Source organism: Streptomyces sp. CA-142005 (assembly GCF_050942335.1).
In the GTDB taxonomy this organism is placed as follows: Bacteria; Actinomycetota; Actinomycetes; order Streptomycetales; family Streptomycetaceae; genus Streptomyces.
In genome coordinates this window covers 1,766,127-1,782,330 of record NZ_CP192078.1, presented here as the reverse complement: position 1 = coordinate 1,782,330, position 16,204 = coordinate 1,766,127, and the positions used below count along the sequence as shown (strand labels likewise).

Here is a 16,204-nt window from a genome sequence, read left to right as displayed (position 1 = left end):
CGACGGCTTTCCCGGAAACCCCGCTCCAGCGTGCCTGAATTCCGCGGAGCTCATTCGTCCTGCCCGCGCAGCATTCTCCTGCCAGGAGTTCCCATGCCCGCATCCTCCGCATACCCCGGATCCGATTCCGTCCGCTTCGCCTACTGGGTGCCGAACGTCAGTGGCGGTCTGGTCACCAGCACCGTCGAGCAGCGCACCGACTGGGGCTACGACTACAACCGCGAACTCGCCGTCCTCGCCGAGAACAACGGTTTCGACTACGCGCTCAGCCAGGTCCGCTATATGGCCAGCTACGGCGCCGAGTACCAGCACGAGTCCACCAGCTTCAGCCTCGCCCTGCTGCTCGCCACCCAGCGGCTGAAGGTCATCGCCGCCGTCCACCCCGGCCTGTGGCACCCGGGCGTCCTCGCCAAACTCGGCGCCACCGCCGACCACCTGTCGAACGGCCGCTTCGCCGTCAACGTCGTCAGCGGCTGGTTCAAGGGCGAGTTCACCGCGCTGGGCGAGCCCTGGCTGGAGCACGACGAACGCTACCGGCGCTCCGAGGAGTTCATCCGCGCCCTGCGGAAGATCTGGACCGAGGACCACGCCGAGCTCGCCGGTGACTTCTACCGGTTGCGCGACTTCTCCCTCAAGCCCAAGCCGCTGAACACCCCCGAGCGTCCGCACCCGGAGATCTTCCAGGGCGGCAACTCCACCGCCGCGCGCGCCATGGCCGGCCGCGTCTCCGACTGGTACTTCTCCAACGGCAAGGACTTCGACGGCGTCACCGAGCAGATCAATGACGTCCGCGCCTCCGCCGTCCAAGCGGGCCGTACAGCACCGAAGTTCGGCCTCAACGGCTTCCTCATCGCCCGCGACACCGAGGCCGAAGCCCGCGACACGCTCCGCGAGATCGTCGCCAAGGCCGACACGCAGGCCGTGCACGGCTTCCGCGACGCCGTCCAGCAGGCCGGTCCGTCCACCGGCGACGGCAAGGGCATGTGGCAGGACTCGACGTTCGAGGACCTCGTTCAGTACAACGACGGCTTCCGCACGGGTCTGATCGGCACCCCTGAGCAGATCGCCGAGCGGATCGTCGCCTACAAGCGTCTCGGCGTCGACCTCTTCCTCCTCGGCTTCCTGCACTACCTGGAGGAGGTCGAGTACTTCGGCAAGCGGGTGCTGCCCCTGGTGCGCGAACTGGAGGCACAGGACGCCGCGTCCGAGCCCGCCGCCGCCCACGCCTGACCGCGGGCCCGCACACGAAACGACGAACCGAAAGGTCCTCCCATGGCCACTGTCCTGTCCGTCTCCGGAAGCCCCTCCGCCACCTCCCGCACGGCTCGGCTGCTGCGCCACCTGGACGAGCGGCTCATCGCGCAGGGGCACGAGGTGATTGCGCTGGACGTTCGTACCCTGCCTGCCGAGGCGCTGCTCGGGGCCGAGTTCGCTCACCCGGCGATCGTCCGGGCCACCGCCCTGTTCGAGCAGGCGGACGGGGTGGTGATCGGTACCCCCGTCTACAAGGCCGCCTACTCCGGACTGCTGAAGTCCCTGCTCGACCTGCTCCCGCAGTACGCCCTGGCGGGCAAGACGGTCCTCCCGCTGGCCACCGGCGGCACCACCGCCCACGTCCTGGCCATCGACTACGCCCTGCGCCCGGTGCTGGCCTCCATGGGCCCTGCGCACATCACGCCGGGCTGGTTCACGCTCGACAAGGACATCACGGTGGGCGAGGACGGCACGCTGACCGTCGCGCCGGGATCGGCCGAGGCTCTGGCGCAGGTCACGGACCAGTTCTCGGCCGCGCTGGGCGGCCGTACGACGCTGCTGGCGGCCGCCGGATGAGCGCCGCGCACGTCATCGCGGACGACGCCGAGGCCCTTGCCGTGGCCGCGGAGCTGGCCGCGGACTTCCGCAAGGGCGCCGCCGAGCGGGACGCGCGGCGCAGGCTCCCGCACACGGAGCTGGAGCGGCTGTCCGCCTCCGGGCTGCTCGCCGTGACCGTGCCCGCCCGGTTCGGCGGCGCGGACGTCCGTGCGGACACGCTCGCCGAGATCTTCCGACTGCTGGCCGCCGCCGATGCCAGCCTGGCCCAGATCCCGCAGAGCCACTTCGTGTACGTCAACGTGCTGCGCCGGCAGGGGACCGACGAGCAGCAGGAGTTCTTCTTCGGCGAGGTACTGGCCGGCAAGCGGTTCGGCAACGCCCAGTCCGAGGCGGGCACCCAGCACGTCCAGGACATCCGCACCCGCCTCGCCCGGCTCCCGGACGGGTCGTACGTCCTCGACGGCGTCAAGCACTACTCCACCGGCGCGCTGTTCGCCCACTGGATCCCCGTCCTCGCCCGCACCGAGGACGACACCCTGCACGTGGCGTACGTCCCGCGCGACGCGCCCGGCGTCACGGTCGTGGACGACTGGGACGGCATGGGACAGCGCACCACCGCCAGCGGAACCGTCCGCCTGGAGTCGGTGCCCGTGCCCGCCAACCGCGTCGTGCCGCACCACCTCACCTTCCAGGGCCCCCAACTCCACGGCGCGGTGGCTCAGTTGCTGCACGCCGCCATCGACGCCGGGATCGCCTCCGGGGCGCTGGCCGAGGCGGTGGAGTTCGTCCGTACGAAGAGCCGCCCCTGGTTCGAGAGTGCAGCCGAGGGGCACGCGACCGCCGCGGAGGATCCGCTGCTGATCCAGCGGTTCGGCGAACTGGCGATCAGAGAAAGGGCTGCCGAAGCGTTGCTTCGCGAGGCCGCCCGCGCGGTCGACGACGCCCGCGCCGACCTGACCGACGACTCTGCCGCCGAGGCCTCGATCGCGGTGGCCACCGCAAAAGTGACGGCGGCCGAGGCCGCAGTGGAGGTCGCAAGCGCCCTCTTCGAGATCTCCGGCACCCGCTCGGCCCTCGACTCCCTGGGCCTGCACCGCCATTGGCGCGACGCGCGCACCCACACCCTGCACGACCCGGCCCGCTGGAAGGTCCAGCACATCGGCCGTTACGTGCTCAACGGCACCAAGCCGCCACGGCACGGCCTCCTCTGACGAACGCTGACGAACACCGATCGGAGCCCCCACGTGTCCCTCACCTTCCACTGGTTCCTGCCCACCAACGGCGACAGCCGCCACGTCGTCGGCGGCGGCCACGGCACCCCCGCCACAGAGTCCGGGCGCGACCGGCCACCGACGGTCGCCTACCTGAGCCAGATCGCCCGCGCCGCCGAGGACCTCGGCTTCACCGGGGCGCTCACCCCGACCGGCGCATGGTGCGAAGACGCGTGGCTGACCACCGCCATGGTCAGCCAGAACACCGAGCGCCTGAAGTTCCTCGTCGCCTTCCGCCCCGGCTTCGTCTCGCCGACGCTCGCGGCGCAGATGGCCTCCACCTTCCAGAGGCAGACCGGCGGACGGCTCCTGCTCAACGTCGTCACCGGCGGCGAAAGCCACGAGCAGCGGGCCTACGGGGACTTCCTCGACAAGGACGCGCGGTACCGCCGTACCGGCGAATTCCTGGAAATCGTCCGGGGGCTGTGGGAGGGCAAGACCGTCGACCTCGCCGGCGAGCACCTCCAGGTCGAGGACGCCAGGCTGGCCCGGGTGCCCGACCCGGTGCCCGAGGTGTACTTCGGGGGCTCCTCGCCGATCGCCGGAGAAGTTGCCGCCAGGCATGTCGACGTCTACCTCACCTGGGGTGAGCCGCCCGCCGCCGTCGCGCAGAAGATCGCCTGGATCAGGGCGCTGGCCGCGAAGGAGGGGCGCAGCGTCCGCTTCGGAATCCGGTTGCACGTCATCACCCGCGACACCTCCGAGCAGGCCTGGGCCGAGGCGGAGCGGCTGCTGGCGGGCTTCGATGCGGAGACTGTGCGGCAGGTTCAGGCCGGGCTTGCCCGCAGCGAGTCGGAGGGACAGCAGCGGATGCTGGCCCTGCACGGGGGCGGGAGCCGGGACGGGCTGGAGATCCATCCCAACCTGTGGGCGGGCATCGGTCTGGTGCGGGGTGGGGCGGGGACCGCCCTGGTCGGCAGCCACACCGAGGTTGCCGAGCGGATCAAGGAGTACGCCGCGCTGGGGATCGAGGAGTTCATCTTCTCCGGCTATCCGCATCTGGAAGAGGCGTACTGGTTCGGCGGGGCGTGCTGCCGAAGCTTCAGGGCCAGGGTCTGTGGCGGCACCCATACGGGCAGCAGGTGGCCCCCGCCGCCCAAGTCCCCTTCGCCGGCACCGGGGGCGTGCGATGACCCATGTGATCGCCGACGACACCGGCCCCGCTCCCACGGAGGCGCCGAGGTTCGACGGCTTCGACCTCGCCTACGTCACCACCCCTGGCTCCTTCGCCGACTTCGTCGACCTCGTCGTCCCGGAACTGGGCAGCCGCGGCAGGATCGCGGCCCTGTCCGGCGGCGCCACGCTTCGCGAACGCCTCCACGGCGCGGCCAGCAGCTCCCGGATCAGGGACGATCACCCGGCCGCCCGCCATCGTGAACTCGCCATCCGAGAGCGTGAATCAGCCGGAACACACCAGCTTCGCCATCTCGTTCGCGTGGCTGTCCAGCCAGGTGCCGGGCATGCTTTGCAGGCAGCTGCTGGACTCGCCTTGAGGGGCGTTAGTCATCACCGTCGACTTCCGGTGCTGGTTCCGTGCTGACGTCCGTGGCCAGAATTGCAGAAAGCCGCAGGTCCTAGCGCGGATCGAATGAGTTGTCGTACCACTCGATGGTGGTGCCGATGAGGCTGGCGGCGACGATTCTGGGGAGGCTGGCGGGGGGTGGGGGAGCGGTGGTTTCGGAGGCCATGTGCGCCACTTCCTCGTGTGCGGTGGGGACGGGTACGTGTCGGCACACGGTAGGAAGATGCAGGTCAGGGGCCCATGTGGTGGGGCACCATAGTTCGGGGCGTGGCTATGCGTGCGGCCACCATGCCGGCTCACGGAAGAGCGGTTCAGGGGCTCGAAGGTGACCGAAACGGGTTCCGTCCCGGATGCGTAGTTCAGGGTGATTTGACGATGCGGTGCTGACTCCCGTGCTGACTTGGTGCTGACTACGCTCCGTTGAACTCGGACATCTTGGGGCCGATCGGCGCAGGGCCGTTGCGTGGTAGGCGACCTGAACGAGAGGTCGACCCGGCTTTGCCGCTCGGCTCTGCGGGCAAGGGCAAGGCGTTGCGCCTGCGCGTGGTACGCGTTCGGCCCAGCAGATTCTTCGTCTGTTGGTGGTTCAGCGCTTGCGAGCCCCTGAACTGCAGGGTGTAAGCGGTGGCCTTTGCGTCTCGGTTGGTCCGCGTATGGTCTGGATCTTTCCTGTCCCTCGGCTTCGTGTGAGTGGGAGGGACTGAGGGCAGGAGGGGCGACGCCTCATGGGAGTCGCCTGCGTGTGCGGTACCACATGGCACAGGTTGTAATGGCCGTCCATGGGCGTCCAGCCACTCCAGTGCGGGCACGAAACCGCAGGTCAGGGCCTCCCGTCCGGGAGGGTCCGCCCAGTTCGTGATCGCTGTGTGATAGCGGGTGATACGGCGAAGCCCCTCCGGAAAGCATCCTGACGGGACTTCAGCGCGTGTCGTCGCCGTGAGATCGGGTGCGCTGGCGCGGACGATGTTGCGGTCGGCGCTTCATGCGATCCGTGTTCTGTGACGCTTTCGGGTGTGCGGGGATTTGCGACCGCATCCGCATACCCCTGCGTACAAGGGATCCGTTCCCCTGAGGAAGCCCCGCCCACGGATGGGCGGGAGCGCTCCCGAACCGCACCGGGGAAGCGTAGTGCTCAGGCGTGTGCATGCCCGGTACGACGGCGTGAGACCCGGCCGAGGACGACGTCCACCGCGAAGAAGCCGGCGAGCGGGACTCCGGCAAGCGCCCCGACAGCGCCCCCGCGCTCCCCAACACCACCAACACGACGGCCGATTGATCGGTTACACCATCACGTGGGACGCCATCCCGCACATCCGCACCGCAGCCGCAGCGACTACGTCAGCCGGGTGAGGGCAGCTGACAGGCTCACTCGCGGACTACGACGGCCTGCTGCGCCATGGAACACGGGGGTCGCGACACCGCCGGTCGCGGTGGTAGATCAGCCGGCCTCTCGGCCCCGGAGAGTCCCGGCTCCGACACCAGCCGCACCAGTCACACGTAGTGGTCAGACACGGACGGTGGGAGTGCCTGACGGGACTGCCGGGGCAGGACGCGTCCGCCAGAGCCTGCGCACCGCATCCGGCTTCTGCCATGCGGCGGGCGCCGTCTGGTCCGAGCCGCCGCCACGGCTGAGGTGCACACCGATCGCCGACGTCGCCAGGCTCAGTACGGCGGCTGCGCACCGGGCGATCCGGAAGTCGTGACGTGAGGTGGCACCGACGTGGGAGCCGACCATCGCGACCAGGACGGTGACGCCGATCGCGGCGGAGATCTGGCGGCCTGTCCGGGCACGTCGCGCGATGCGTGGGAGCGGCGCGCAGGAGTCAGGCGCAGTCTGGATAGTGGAGGTGGGTTGCCGTGGCGCACAACGAAGCCATTTCGCCCGTCGAGGGTGCGGCAGTACTGGAAGCTCTGTTCCACCAATCCCCGACTGGCCTGATGGTCCTGGACACGGAACTGCGGATCCTATGGAGCAATGTCAACAGGCCGGTCCTGAAATCGGGCCCCTCTGAAGAGATCATAGGCCGGCACTTCACCGACGTATATGACCTTTCCGCGCCCGGTGAGGTCGAGGCGATGCTGCACGGCGTGCTGGAGAGCGGCGCGCCCGCCCGGGGGCGACGAGTGGGGGTGCGTCCGAAGGGCGCGCCGGGGTCGGAGTACCGGTTCTCCGTCTCGGCATCTCGTCTTGAGGACGCGCAGGGGAGGATCTTGGGAGTGCTGACGGAGATACTTGGTGTCACCGAATGCGAGAAAGTACGCGCCCGTCTGCGCGTCCTCGGCTCGGTGCGCGAGCGCGTGGGACAGACCCTCGACGTGGTGGCCACCTGCGAGGATCTGGTGCAGGCGGTGGTGCCGGACCTCGCCGACATCGCCGTGGTGGAAGTGGTGGAGGCAGTGGTGCGTGGCGAGGAACCTCCGCCGAGCCCTCTCGGACGGGAGGTGCCGCTGCGCCGTGCCGCCTTCGCCCGCAGCGGCGGCGAGGACCAGGTCCAGGCACATCCGGTGGGTGACGTGCGCGCTCTGCCGTTCCCGACGCCCTACGCCCAGACGCTGACCGACCTCAAGCCACGCCTCGTCGCCCTGGGGCCCGAAACACCTTGGCTGGCGGCCGTCCCGCAGCGCGCCGAAGCGATCCGCGCCTCCGGTGCCCACAGCCTCATCACAGCACCTCTGACCCTGCGGGGAAAGGTGCTGGGACTGATGAGCCTGTACCGCACTAACCAGGGTGACGTCTACGACCAGGGCGACGTCGCCCTCGGCGACGCAGTGGCCGCTCACGCCGCGCTGTGCATCGACAACGCCCGCCGTTACACCCGCGAACACACCATCGCCCTGACGATCCAGCGCCATCTGCTGCTTCCCGAGGTTGCGACGCAGACGACCGTTGAAACCGCGCACATACTGGTACCCTCCGAAACCGGCGGAGGCGGCGGGTTCGAAACATTCGCCCTGTCCGGTGCCCGCACCGCAGTGGTGGTCGGCGAAGTAGCCGGCCGAGGCATCCACGCGGCCACCACCATGGGACAGATAGGAACCGCCGCACACTCCCTGGCCGCGCTCGACCTGGAGCCCGACGAGCTCCTCGCCCGCCTCAACGACACCGCAGTACGCCTGGCTCAGGAACGCGCCGCTCTGCCGCCCGGCGACCCCATGCCGCTCACGGGAAGCTGCGCGTACGCGGTCTACGACCCGCTCGCCGGGACCTGCACCATCGCCCTGGCCGGCCACCCCCCACCCGTCATCGCCCATCCCGACGGGAGCACCCAGATCCCTCACCTACCGAGCGGACCTCCCCTGGGCAGAACCGAAGGACCCCCCTTCGCTGCCACCACGGTCTCTCTCCCCGACGGCAGCGTCCTCGCCTTCTACACGCCATCCCTCCTGCACACCTCCCAGTCCCCGGAGACCCTCCAACGGGTGCTGGCCCACACTGACCGGCCACTGCAGGATCTGTGCGACGACGTGCTCTACCGGCTACGGAACGACACCCGCCACGGCGACGTCATCCTCCTCCTCGCCCGCACCCACACACTCCCCGCGGACCGGGTCGCCGCATGGCATCTCGACCCCCACCCCAAAGCCGTCGCCACGGCGCGCACCCACACCCAACACCAACTCACCCATTGGGGAGTGGACGAGGAAATCGCCTACACCACCGAAACGATCGTCAGCGAACTGATCACCAACGCCATCCGCTACGGCACACCGCCTGTGCAGTTGCGGCTCATCAAGGACCGCACGCTCACCTGCGAAGTCCACGACAGCAATGCCCTCGCGCCACGGCTGCGCCACGCGAAGACCATCGACGAAGGCGGGCGCGGCCTGTTCATCATCGCCCAACTCGCACAGAACTGGGGCGTCCGTTACTCCCTCGACGGCAAGACCGTCTGGGCCGAGCAGACTCTCCCGCCCGCAAACTCGCCCCGCCCCCAACAGCGGTGATAGCGATACCGAGGGCGCCCGGATCGTCGTCGGCCGACCGTGCCGACGAGAGCGCGCCGGTACAGCTGCAACTGCAGCTGCTCGGCCGGGTTTCGCCGAAGACGCCGCAGACGCCGCGAAGCACGAGCATCACGGCTCCGCTCTTGGCCAGGGCAATCGCCCGGATTCAGCAACGGGGGAGCCGCTGGCGCTGTCAGCCGGGGAACTCCGCCACGGCATTCGGTCGCGCTCGAGGTCACCAGGCGTCTGGAGGCCCCGGTTCGCGAGGTAGTCCGGGCGTCACGGCTTTCGGGCAGTGCGACCAGGCCGAGGAACGTGGCCATGCCGTTCGCCTCCATCGCAACCATAGAAGCGAAGGGCCGGGTCTCTGACCTGCGGCCATGTAAACGAGCAACGCTGCGACCTGCGACTTAGCTGTCGGCGGTTGTCAGCGTTGGTCGTCGTTGAGCACCCCCGCACTGCCCAGAGACGGCCCGAGCGGGGGTGTCGCGAGTGCCCTCGATGCGAACTATGGGCAGGATGGTCATCGAGGTCAGGTGGGCTGGTCAACTGGTCGTCAAGGACCGTTGGCGGTCGGTGGCGGTCGTGGTGGTTGCTGTACTTCACTGCTGTACTGCACTGGGTCGTTCCCCCAGGCCAGAAGTGCTGCGTGACCGCATATCGAAGGACTTCGAGACGCCGCACTCATCACAGGTCGATTGGTCAACCGATGGCGCTGTGCCGTCAGCGGGTTGACGCTTGATTGAGATCAAGGCGGCGTCGTCGTCGAGTCGGCCGCCGACGTGGTTGAGAAGGTCGCCGCGGAGGTGATTGAGGAGTGCCGTGGGATGGCGGTGGTGCTGGTGGGTGAGTCGTTTGGCGAGCGGGTAGAACTCGCCGTCGGTATTGCGGGCTTCGATGGCACCGTCGGTGTAGAGGAGGAGGGTGTCTTCGGCGCGTAGGGCGAAGGTATCGAGGTGGTAGGTGGTTTGCGTCAGTGCGCCCAGGCCCAGCGGGGGCGCGGGTTGGCCGGCTTCCAGGGGCACGACGTCGTGCGCTCGTAGCAGTAGCGGTGGGGGGTGTCCGCAGGTGACGCTCCGCACGAGGGGCTCGGCGTCGGGGATTTCGAGGAGAGTGGCGGTGACGAACGCCTCTTCGGTCTGTTCGGGGCTCACTGCTTCGGATGCGTTGCTGCGGACACTTGAATCCAGGTAGGCGGCGAGTTCCGGCAGCGTGGTCAGCCGGCGGGCGGCGTCGCGGAACGTGCTGATGGTGTGGGCAGCGATGCCGACCGCCGCCAGGCCCTTGCCTCGAACATCGCCGATGATCAACCGTGTCCCCGTGGGCGTGCGCACGGCGGCGTAGAGATCTCCGCCGATGCGTGCTTCGTCCTCTGCCGCCAGGTACGTCGAGGCCAGGCGAAGGGGGCCGAGTCGGTGGGGGAGGGGAGGCAGTATGGCGCGTTGCGCGGCCTCGGCGACTGCGCGCAGCTTGACCAGCTTTCGCTGTCCGTGTTCCGTCAGGTACCGGGCGATCGCGACGGCCACCGAGGTCGCAAGGAGGGCAGCCGCCTGTGGCGGGTTCACCGATTGGCGGACCAGGAAGATGGCCGTCAAAGCCGACACGGCCATGATGGCGACAAGTGAGGTCACCCGGGAGCTCGCGTACCAGGAAGTGAGTACAGGCACCATGATCAGCAAGTCGCCGAGATGAACTGCGCCAGGCACCTGAAGATCGATGAGCGTGATCGCCAGAATGAACAGCAAGGCGACTGTCAGCACGGATCGTGATTGCGGCAAGGTGCGCGAGAGAACGAGTGACGACCTCGCTCGGTGATGCATCAGGTGTGGCTCCTGCACGCAACCTGGAGCCGTACACGCAGGGTCGCGGAACGTGAATGCCATGTGCTGCTTCCTCTAGGATCATATCCTCGGTTCTGATGGTTCCATCAATTAAAACGGACATATATGGGCATGCAAGGTCATGTGCGGCAGGTCACAAGCATTGGGGATGTCGGCCGGGCTTGATCAGGGCGAGTCTCCGCCGCTGGGGTGACGACTGACCCGCCGTCCCTCGTGGTGCACGGAGCCGACCGCCCCGGCCACGATGGTTCTGACCTCATGCACTGTGTGCCCGCCCGGAGGAGCGAAGCGACAACGGGTGCTTGATGGGGTAGAGAAACCTGTAACGGGCTGCGGGGTTCAGCAGCGGGGTTCAGTTGCTTGTGCCACTGACGATCACCGATTACGCCTGGGCCGTGGTCTTCTGCTTGAAGCGTTCGTAGGGTGTTTGGCCGCCGAGGCCGCTGTGGGGGCGACGGTAGTTGTAGTAGTCCTCCCACTCGCGCAGTTTGTTGTTGAAGACCTGGGCGTCGTCGATGATGACGCCGTCCAGGAGCCGGTAGAACTCTTCTGCGTCGACCTTGCCGTTCAGCCGCGGTGTGCGGGGCTTGATGTAGGTGTGGGCGATGCCCTTGTCGAGCGCGTGCCAGTGGAAGGCGGACTGGAACTCGGCGCCGTTGTCGGTCTGGATGACCTCGACCTGAAACGGCAGGCGCTGCAGTACGTAGTCGAGGAACTGGATGGCGGTGTTCTGGTTCAGCGTCGGGTAGATCCGCAGGACGCGCAGGCGGGAGCAGTCGTCGCTCGCGGTGAACTGGAAGTACTTGTTGCCACCGCCGCGTCCGCCTTGGGGCATCGAGGCGAGCGGCTCGATGAACTTGACGTCGATCTGGACGCGGTGGCCGGGTAGTTGCTTCTCGTAGCGCCTCCATCGGCGGTCGTGGCGCTTGTAGCGCTGGGAGGCCGGCAGGCGGCCCATGTCCAGGCGGTTGAGGATCCGCCATACGCCGGACTTGCTGATGGTGACGTCGTGGTACCGCTTGAGGTACATGGCGATCTTCTCGGGGCCGAAGTGGTAGTTCTGCCGCAGCTGGATGATCTTCCCGGCCACCTCGACGTGCGTCGCGTTCGGGGACGTTTTCGGGGCCTTGGAGCGGGTCCGCAGGCCCTCAGCGCCCTCGGCCTGGTAGCGGCGGTACCAGGTGTAGTACGCCTGCCGGCTGATCCCGAAGTACCGGCAGGACATCACGACGTTCCTGGTGACCTCTTCGACGTGACGGATGACGGCCAGGCGCCGCTTGGCCTCACGGTCAAGCCGCGAGGTGGCAGGGATGGACTTCGGCATGTGGATCTCCGTAGTGATCGGAGACCCAGGTGTCAATGATGATCGTCAGTTTTAGACCGGCTCGATCGAGGTGCTGGTGGACGGAAAAGTCGTCGCCCGGGGCAGCGCCTCCCGGGCAGGTAAAACCGTCCTCTACGCCGAGATCCGTCGGGGATCCGCCGCGCCCCCTGAGCGTCACATTCGCGAACATGGGCGACGTGTCTCATGCGTCGCCGATCTTGCTCACCATTGTCAGGTCCGGGGCAGCGATGGCAGGGGCCGAGTGGCGATCTCCTGTGCCTCGGCGCGCGTCATGCCGAACATGCGCAGCAGGCGGAAGGCCAGCTGGTCGGAAACATGCGCGGCATCGAGGTCCGGGCGGGTCTCCAGTAGGTGGAGCACTCCGAGCAGGGCGCCGCCGACCATGGCCACGGAAGTGCGCGGGTCGTCGATGTCCAGCCGTCCGGTGTCGGCGGCGGCCCGCAGATCCCGCATCGCCTGCGGAGCCAATCCGCTGTCGGAAGTCAGATAGGACATGCCCGTACGGACGAGGATCCTGGCTATCTGTGTGTGGGTGCGCTGCAGCCGGCCGGTCAGGCGGACGCTGGCGGCGAAGATCTCCGCGGGGTCCTTCAGGTCTCCCACGACGGATTCCAGGAGTGCGCCGTGTTCCTCCAGGGTGAGAGCGACGGCCGCGTCGAACAGTTCGTCCTTGCTGGTGAAGTGGTTGTAGAAGGAGCCGAAGCCGACATCCGCCGCCTCGGTGATCTCCTGGATGCTCACGTCGGTCCGGCCCTGATCCGCGAGGAACCGCTGCGCGGCGGTGATCAGCGCGGCACGGGTGCGCGCCTTGCGTCGGTCCACGCGGTTGGGCGTGTGGCTGGGTGTGTTGGCCCTGCCCTGTCGATCGATACTCATCTCTCCACCATGATCAGGCGCAGCTCTGATTGTTTCATCATGACTGACTGCTGTTGACGGGGTCGTCATCTGGACTGATTCTCTCATCACTGCTGACTGGAGCTGCTCGCGGGAGCGTTCCGGTCGGTGCCTGTCCAGGACTCAGGAGAGCCGATGAGTATCCAGGTCGTCCGCACCACAGACGGCTGGTGGGTGGAGAGCGGCACAGGACGGCTGCACCGCGTCGACACCGACGCGGACACCACCGCCGGCCTGCTCGCCGACCGTTCCGCCGTGCAGCAGGCGGCTTCCCACGCCGCGGTTGACCCCACCGCCGGGGTTTCGGTTGGAGAAACCGAGCTGCTGTCGCCTGTCACCACGCCCTGCCGGGTGGTGGCGCAGATGGTCAACTACCGTTCCCACGCGGTGGACTCCGGGTTCGACCCGGACACCGTTCCGCCCGCGTTCTTCCGCAAGGCGTCCGGGTCCGTCAGCGGGCCCTACCAGGACATCGAACGTCCACAGTACGTGCGTTTCCTGGACTACGAGGTGGAGCTCGGGCTGGTGATGGGCGCCGATTTGCCGGTCGGCACCGAGGTTACCGATGCCACGCTGGCCGAGTATGTCGCCGCGCTGGTCGTTGCGGACGACGTCAGCGCGCGTGACCTGCAGCTGCCCAAGACGCAGTTCTACGAGTCCAAGTCGTACCCCTCCTTCACTCCGCTGGGCCCCCGGCTGCTCCTCGTGGACGCCGACGACCTGGCCCGCCTGCCGGACCTGCGGCTCACGCTGAAGGTCAACGGGGCCACCCGGCAGGACCGCACCACCACGGACATGATCGTCCGGCCCGCCCACGCCCTCAGTCTGCTCGCCCGCTTCCAGAACCTGCAGCCCGGTGACGTCCTGCTCACCGGAACCCCAGGCGGCACCGCCCTGAAGTCTCCGGGCAAGCTCCTGACCACGCTTGCCGCCCTGCTGCCCCCGCACAAGCGCTGGCAGAAGTTCTTCGCCCGCCAGCAGGCGAACCCCGACTACCTCAAGGACGGCGACGTCGTCACGGCCCGTATCGCGACCGACGACGGCGCACTCGATCTCGGCGAGCAGCGCACGGTGGTGCGCGCCCGCTGACGGCTCCCGGGACCCCCGCCCGGGACCGGCCGGCCCGGCATCCCCGTACCGGGCCGGCCACCTGAACCCATCCCTCACCCTGCAAAGGCGCACCGGTGACACGCACACCCACCGACCTGCTGTGGCCCGCCCCCGACAGCAGCGCGGACCTGTCCGCGATCGAGACTGTTCCGCTACATGAGCGCGGCCTGCCCGCCACGACCTACGAGACCCTGCTGCGCGCCGCCCGCCTGTGGCCCGACCGCCCGGCCCTGACGGTGCTGCCCGATGCCGCGCGCTTCCTGCGCCCCGCCACAGCCACCTTCGCGCAACTGCGTGACCAGGTGCATCGCACCGCCAATCTGTTGGGCTCTCTCGGCGTCACCCGCCGGGCCGCCGTGGGCCTGCTCGCGCCGAACACCGCGGAGCTTCCCGGCGCGTTGCTGGCCGCGCAGGCAGCGGGCGTCGCCGCCCCGGTGAACCCGGGCCTGGCGTCCGAGCACGTCGAGCAGTTGCTGCGGCGCGGCGGTGCGCGGGTGCTCATCGCCGCCGGTCCGCAACTGGATGCACAGGTGTGGGCCACGGCCCGGCAGGTCGCCGAGGCCTTGCGGCTGGACGCGCTGCTGGCGCTGGCCCCCACCCTGTCTGACGGCCCCGCGCCCGTTCTGGACCCCATCGAGGGCGTACGCGTCGGCTACCTCACGGAGCTTGCCGCGTCCCATCCCGCCGACCGGCTGGTGGACATCGAGCCCCCGACCGCCGACGACCTGGCCGCCTACTTCCACACCGGCGGCACCACCGGCGCTCCCAAGCTTGCCGCGCACACGCACGCCAACGAGGTCGTCGACGCCTGGATGGTGGCCGCGAGCATTCCTCTCGACGAGGACTCGGTGATGTTCGCGGCGCTGCCGTTGTTCCACGTCAACGCTCTGATCGTCACCCTGCTCGGCCCGCTGCTGCGCGGCCGGGGAGTGGTGTGGGCCGGGCCGCTGGGCTACCGCGACCCCGAGCTGTATCCAGTGTTCTGGAGGCTGGTGGAGCACTACCGCATCGCCGCCATGTCCGGCGTGCCCACCGTGTACTCCGTCCTCGCCCATGTCCCCGTCGACGCGGACATCTCCAGCATGCGGTTCGCCGCCGTCGGCGCCTCCCCGCTGCCGCCCGCCGTACGGGAGTCCTTCGAGAAGCACACCGGCATCCCGCTGTGCGAGGGCTACGGGCTCACCGAGGCGACCTGCGCCTCAGCCCTCGGCCTGCCCAGTCACACCCGCCCCGGCAGTGTCGGCCGGCGCCTGCCCTACCAGCAGGTCAAGACCGTGCGGATCGACCCGGACACCGGCGAGTGGCACGACCTGCCGCCGGGCGCCACCGGAATGCTCGCCGTCAGCGGCCCGGTCCTCTTCGCCGGGTACGTCGCCGAGCACACCGCCCACGGGCCTCGCCTGGAGAGCGCCGGGAAGATCCGCGACGGCTGGCTGGACACGGGCGACCTGGCCCGCATCGACGCCGACGGCTTCATCCATCTCGCCGGCCGCGCCAAGGACGTGATCATCCGCGGGGGCCACAACATCGACCCCGCCGGCATCGAGGACGTACTCCTCGCCCACCCCGAGGTCACCGCCGCCGCGGCGGTCGGCCGTCCCGACCCCCACGCCGGCGAAGTGCCCGTCGCCTACGTCACCCTCGCCCCCGGCGCCCGTGTGGGGCCCGAAGAACTGCTCACCTGGACCACCGAACGGGTCCCCGAGCGCGCCGCCGCCCCGCGCGAGGTGCGCGTGATCGACGCCATCCCACTCACCGCCGTCGGCAAGCCCTACAAGCTCGGCCTTCGCCTGGACGCCACCCGCCGCGCTGTCCACGCCGAACTGGCCGCCCAGGGCGCGGACTGCGACCGGGAACGCATCCTGTGCCAGCCGCACGACGGCGGCGTCCGTGTCACGGTGCCCGCCCTTGCCGACGAGGCGGTACGACGCAGGGTCACCGCAGCCCTCGACCGGTACCTCCTGCACTGGCAGTACGCCCCCAGCAAGCCACTTGAGAGAGAAACCCCATGAGCACCACCGCCATCGTTCTCGCCGTCCTCCTCGCCGGGATCTTCCTCCTGCTCGGGTCGGCCAAGCTCGCGGCAGTACCCGCGATGCGCCAGGCCGCGGCCCACGTCGGCATGACCACCACCCACTACCGTCTGCTGGGTGCTCTGGAGGTGGCGGCAGCGGCCGGTCTGCTGCTCGGCCTGCGGATCACTGCGCTCGGTGCTGCCGCATCTATCGGCCTGCTCCTGCTCATGGCCGGCGCCGTCGTCGTCCACCTGCGCAGCGGCGATCCGGCGGCCCGCTGCCTGCCGGCCGTCATCGCGGGTGCCTTGGCCGGAGCCCATCTCGTCGCGCTGGTCGGCGGCTAGCATCACCGCCGCCTGGGCTCCGAGGAGCATCACGATGAGCCGCATCGACGTCCGCCGGCATCTGCCGCCCTGCGCCTCCACGCGGTGGCCGGCCTAGCACAGCGT

General features: G+C 69.0%; 11 protein-coding genes and 1 pseudogene. 9 read left to right on the top strand and 3 right to left on the bottom strand.

Features of this window, described 5'->3' with window-relative positions:
- The first annotated feature begins 93 nt into the window (after positions 1-93).
- From sfnG to ACQPXS_RS08615, 6 genes and pseudogenes are all read left to right on the top strand, one after another.
- On the top strand, positions 94-1,230 hold the full coding sequence (sfnG, locus tag ACQPXS_RS08640) for a dimethylsulfone monooxygenase SfnG (RefSeq protein ID WP_433448534.1): 1,137 nt from the start codon (positions 94-96) through the stop codon (positions 1,228-1,230).
- Positions 1,231-1,272: 42 nt separating this feature from the next.
- Positions 1,273-1,830, top strand: a complete 558-nt coding sequence (ssuE, locus tag ACQPXS_RS08635) for an NADPH-dependent FMN reductase (protein WP_433448532.1) — start codon at positions 1,273-1,275, stop codon at positions 1,828-1,830.
- Positions 1,827-3,023 (top strand): SfnB family sulfur acquisition oxidoreductase, encoded by a 1,197-nt coding sequence (locus ACQPXS_RS08630; RefSeq protein ID WP_433448530.1) that lies wholly within the window; start codon positions 1,827-1,829, stop codon positions 3,021-3,023. The genes ssuE and ACQPXS_RS08630 overlap by 4 nt, the downstream gene beginning before the upstream one ends.
- Before the next feature lie 33 nt (positions 3,024-3,056).
- A pseudogene (locus tag ACQPXS_RS08625) lies at positions 3,057-4,216 on the top strand (LLM class flavin-dependent oxidoreductase).
- Entirely contained in the window at positions 4,213-4,623 is a 411-nt protein-coding gene (locus ACQPXS_RS08620) for a hypothetical protein (RefSeq protein WP_433448528.1), read from the top strand. The pseudogene ACQPXS_RS08625 and the gene ACQPXS_RS08620 overlap by 4 nt, the downstream one beginning before the upstream one ends.
- Before the next feature lie 1,839 nt (positions 4,624-6,462).
- The gene (locus tag ACQPXS_RS08615; protein WP_433448526.1) at positions 6,463-8,550 is read left to right on the top strand and encodes a SpoIIE family protein phosphatase; all 2,088 of its coding nucleotides are present in this window, start codon (positions 6,463-6,465) and stop codon (positions 8,548-8,550) included.
- A 602-nt stretch (positions 8,551-9,152) separates the two neighbouring features.
- Here the strand turns inward: ACQPXS_RS08615 and ACQPXS_RS08610 are convergent.
- From ACQPXS_RS08610 to ACQPXS_RS08600, 3 genes are all read right to left on the bottom strand, one after another.
- The gene (locus tag ACQPXS_RS08610; protein WP_433448524.1) at positions 9,153-10,310 is read right to left on the bottom strand and encodes a PP2C family protein-serine/threonine phosphatase; all 1,158 of its coding nucleotides are present in this window, start codon (positions 10,308-10,310) and stop codon (positions 9,153-9,155) included.
- A gap of 463 nt (positions 10,311-10,773) precedes the next feature.
- Complete coding sequence (locus tag ACQPXS_RS08605) at positions 10,774-11,715, bottom strand: IS481 family transposase (protein WP_433448522.1); 942 nt, start codon at positions 11,713-11,715, stop codon at positions 10,774-10,776.
- 231 nt (positions 11,716-11,946) lie between these two features.
- The gene (locus tag ACQPXS_RS08600) at positions 11,947-12,612 is read right to left on the bottom strand and encodes a TetR/AcrR family transcriptional regulator (protein ID WP_433448520.1); all 666 of its coding nucleotides are present in this window, start codon (positions 12,610-12,612) and stop codon (positions 11,947-11,949) included.
- Between the two features lie 153 nt (positions 12,613-12,765).
- Here ACQPXS_RS08600 and ACQPXS_RS08595 point away from each other — a divergent pair, with 153 nt between their 5' ends.
- The 3 genes from ACQPXS_RS08595 to ACQPXS_RS08585 all read left to right on the top strand — a co-directional run bounded on the left by ACQPXS_RS08595 (position 12,766) and on the right by ACQPXS_RS08585 (position 16,099).
- Positions 12,766-13,719 carry a fumarylacetoacetate hydrolase family protein gene (locus ACQPXS_RS08595; protein WP_433448518.1) on the top strand — a complete coding sequence of 318 codons (954 nt, stop codon included), beginning with the start codon at positions 12,766-12,768 and terminating at the stop codon, positions 13,717-13,719.
- A gap of 95 nt (positions 13,720-13,814) precedes the next feature.
- The gene (locus tag ACQPXS_RS08590; RefSeq protein ID WP_433448516.1) at positions 13,815-15,752 is read left to right on the top strand and encodes an acyl-CoA synthetase; all 1,938 of its coding nucleotides are present in this window, start codon (positions 13,815-13,817) and stop codon (positions 15,750-15,752) included.
- Positions 15,749-16,099, top strand: a complete 351-nt coding sequence (locus ACQPXS_RS08585; protein WP_433448514.1) for a DoxX family protein — start codon at positions 15,749-15,751, stop codon at positions 16,097-16,099. The genes ACQPXS_RS08590 and ACQPXS_RS08585 overlap by 4 nt, the downstream gene beginning before the upstream one ends.
- Positions 16,100-16,204: the final 105 nt, after the last annotated feature.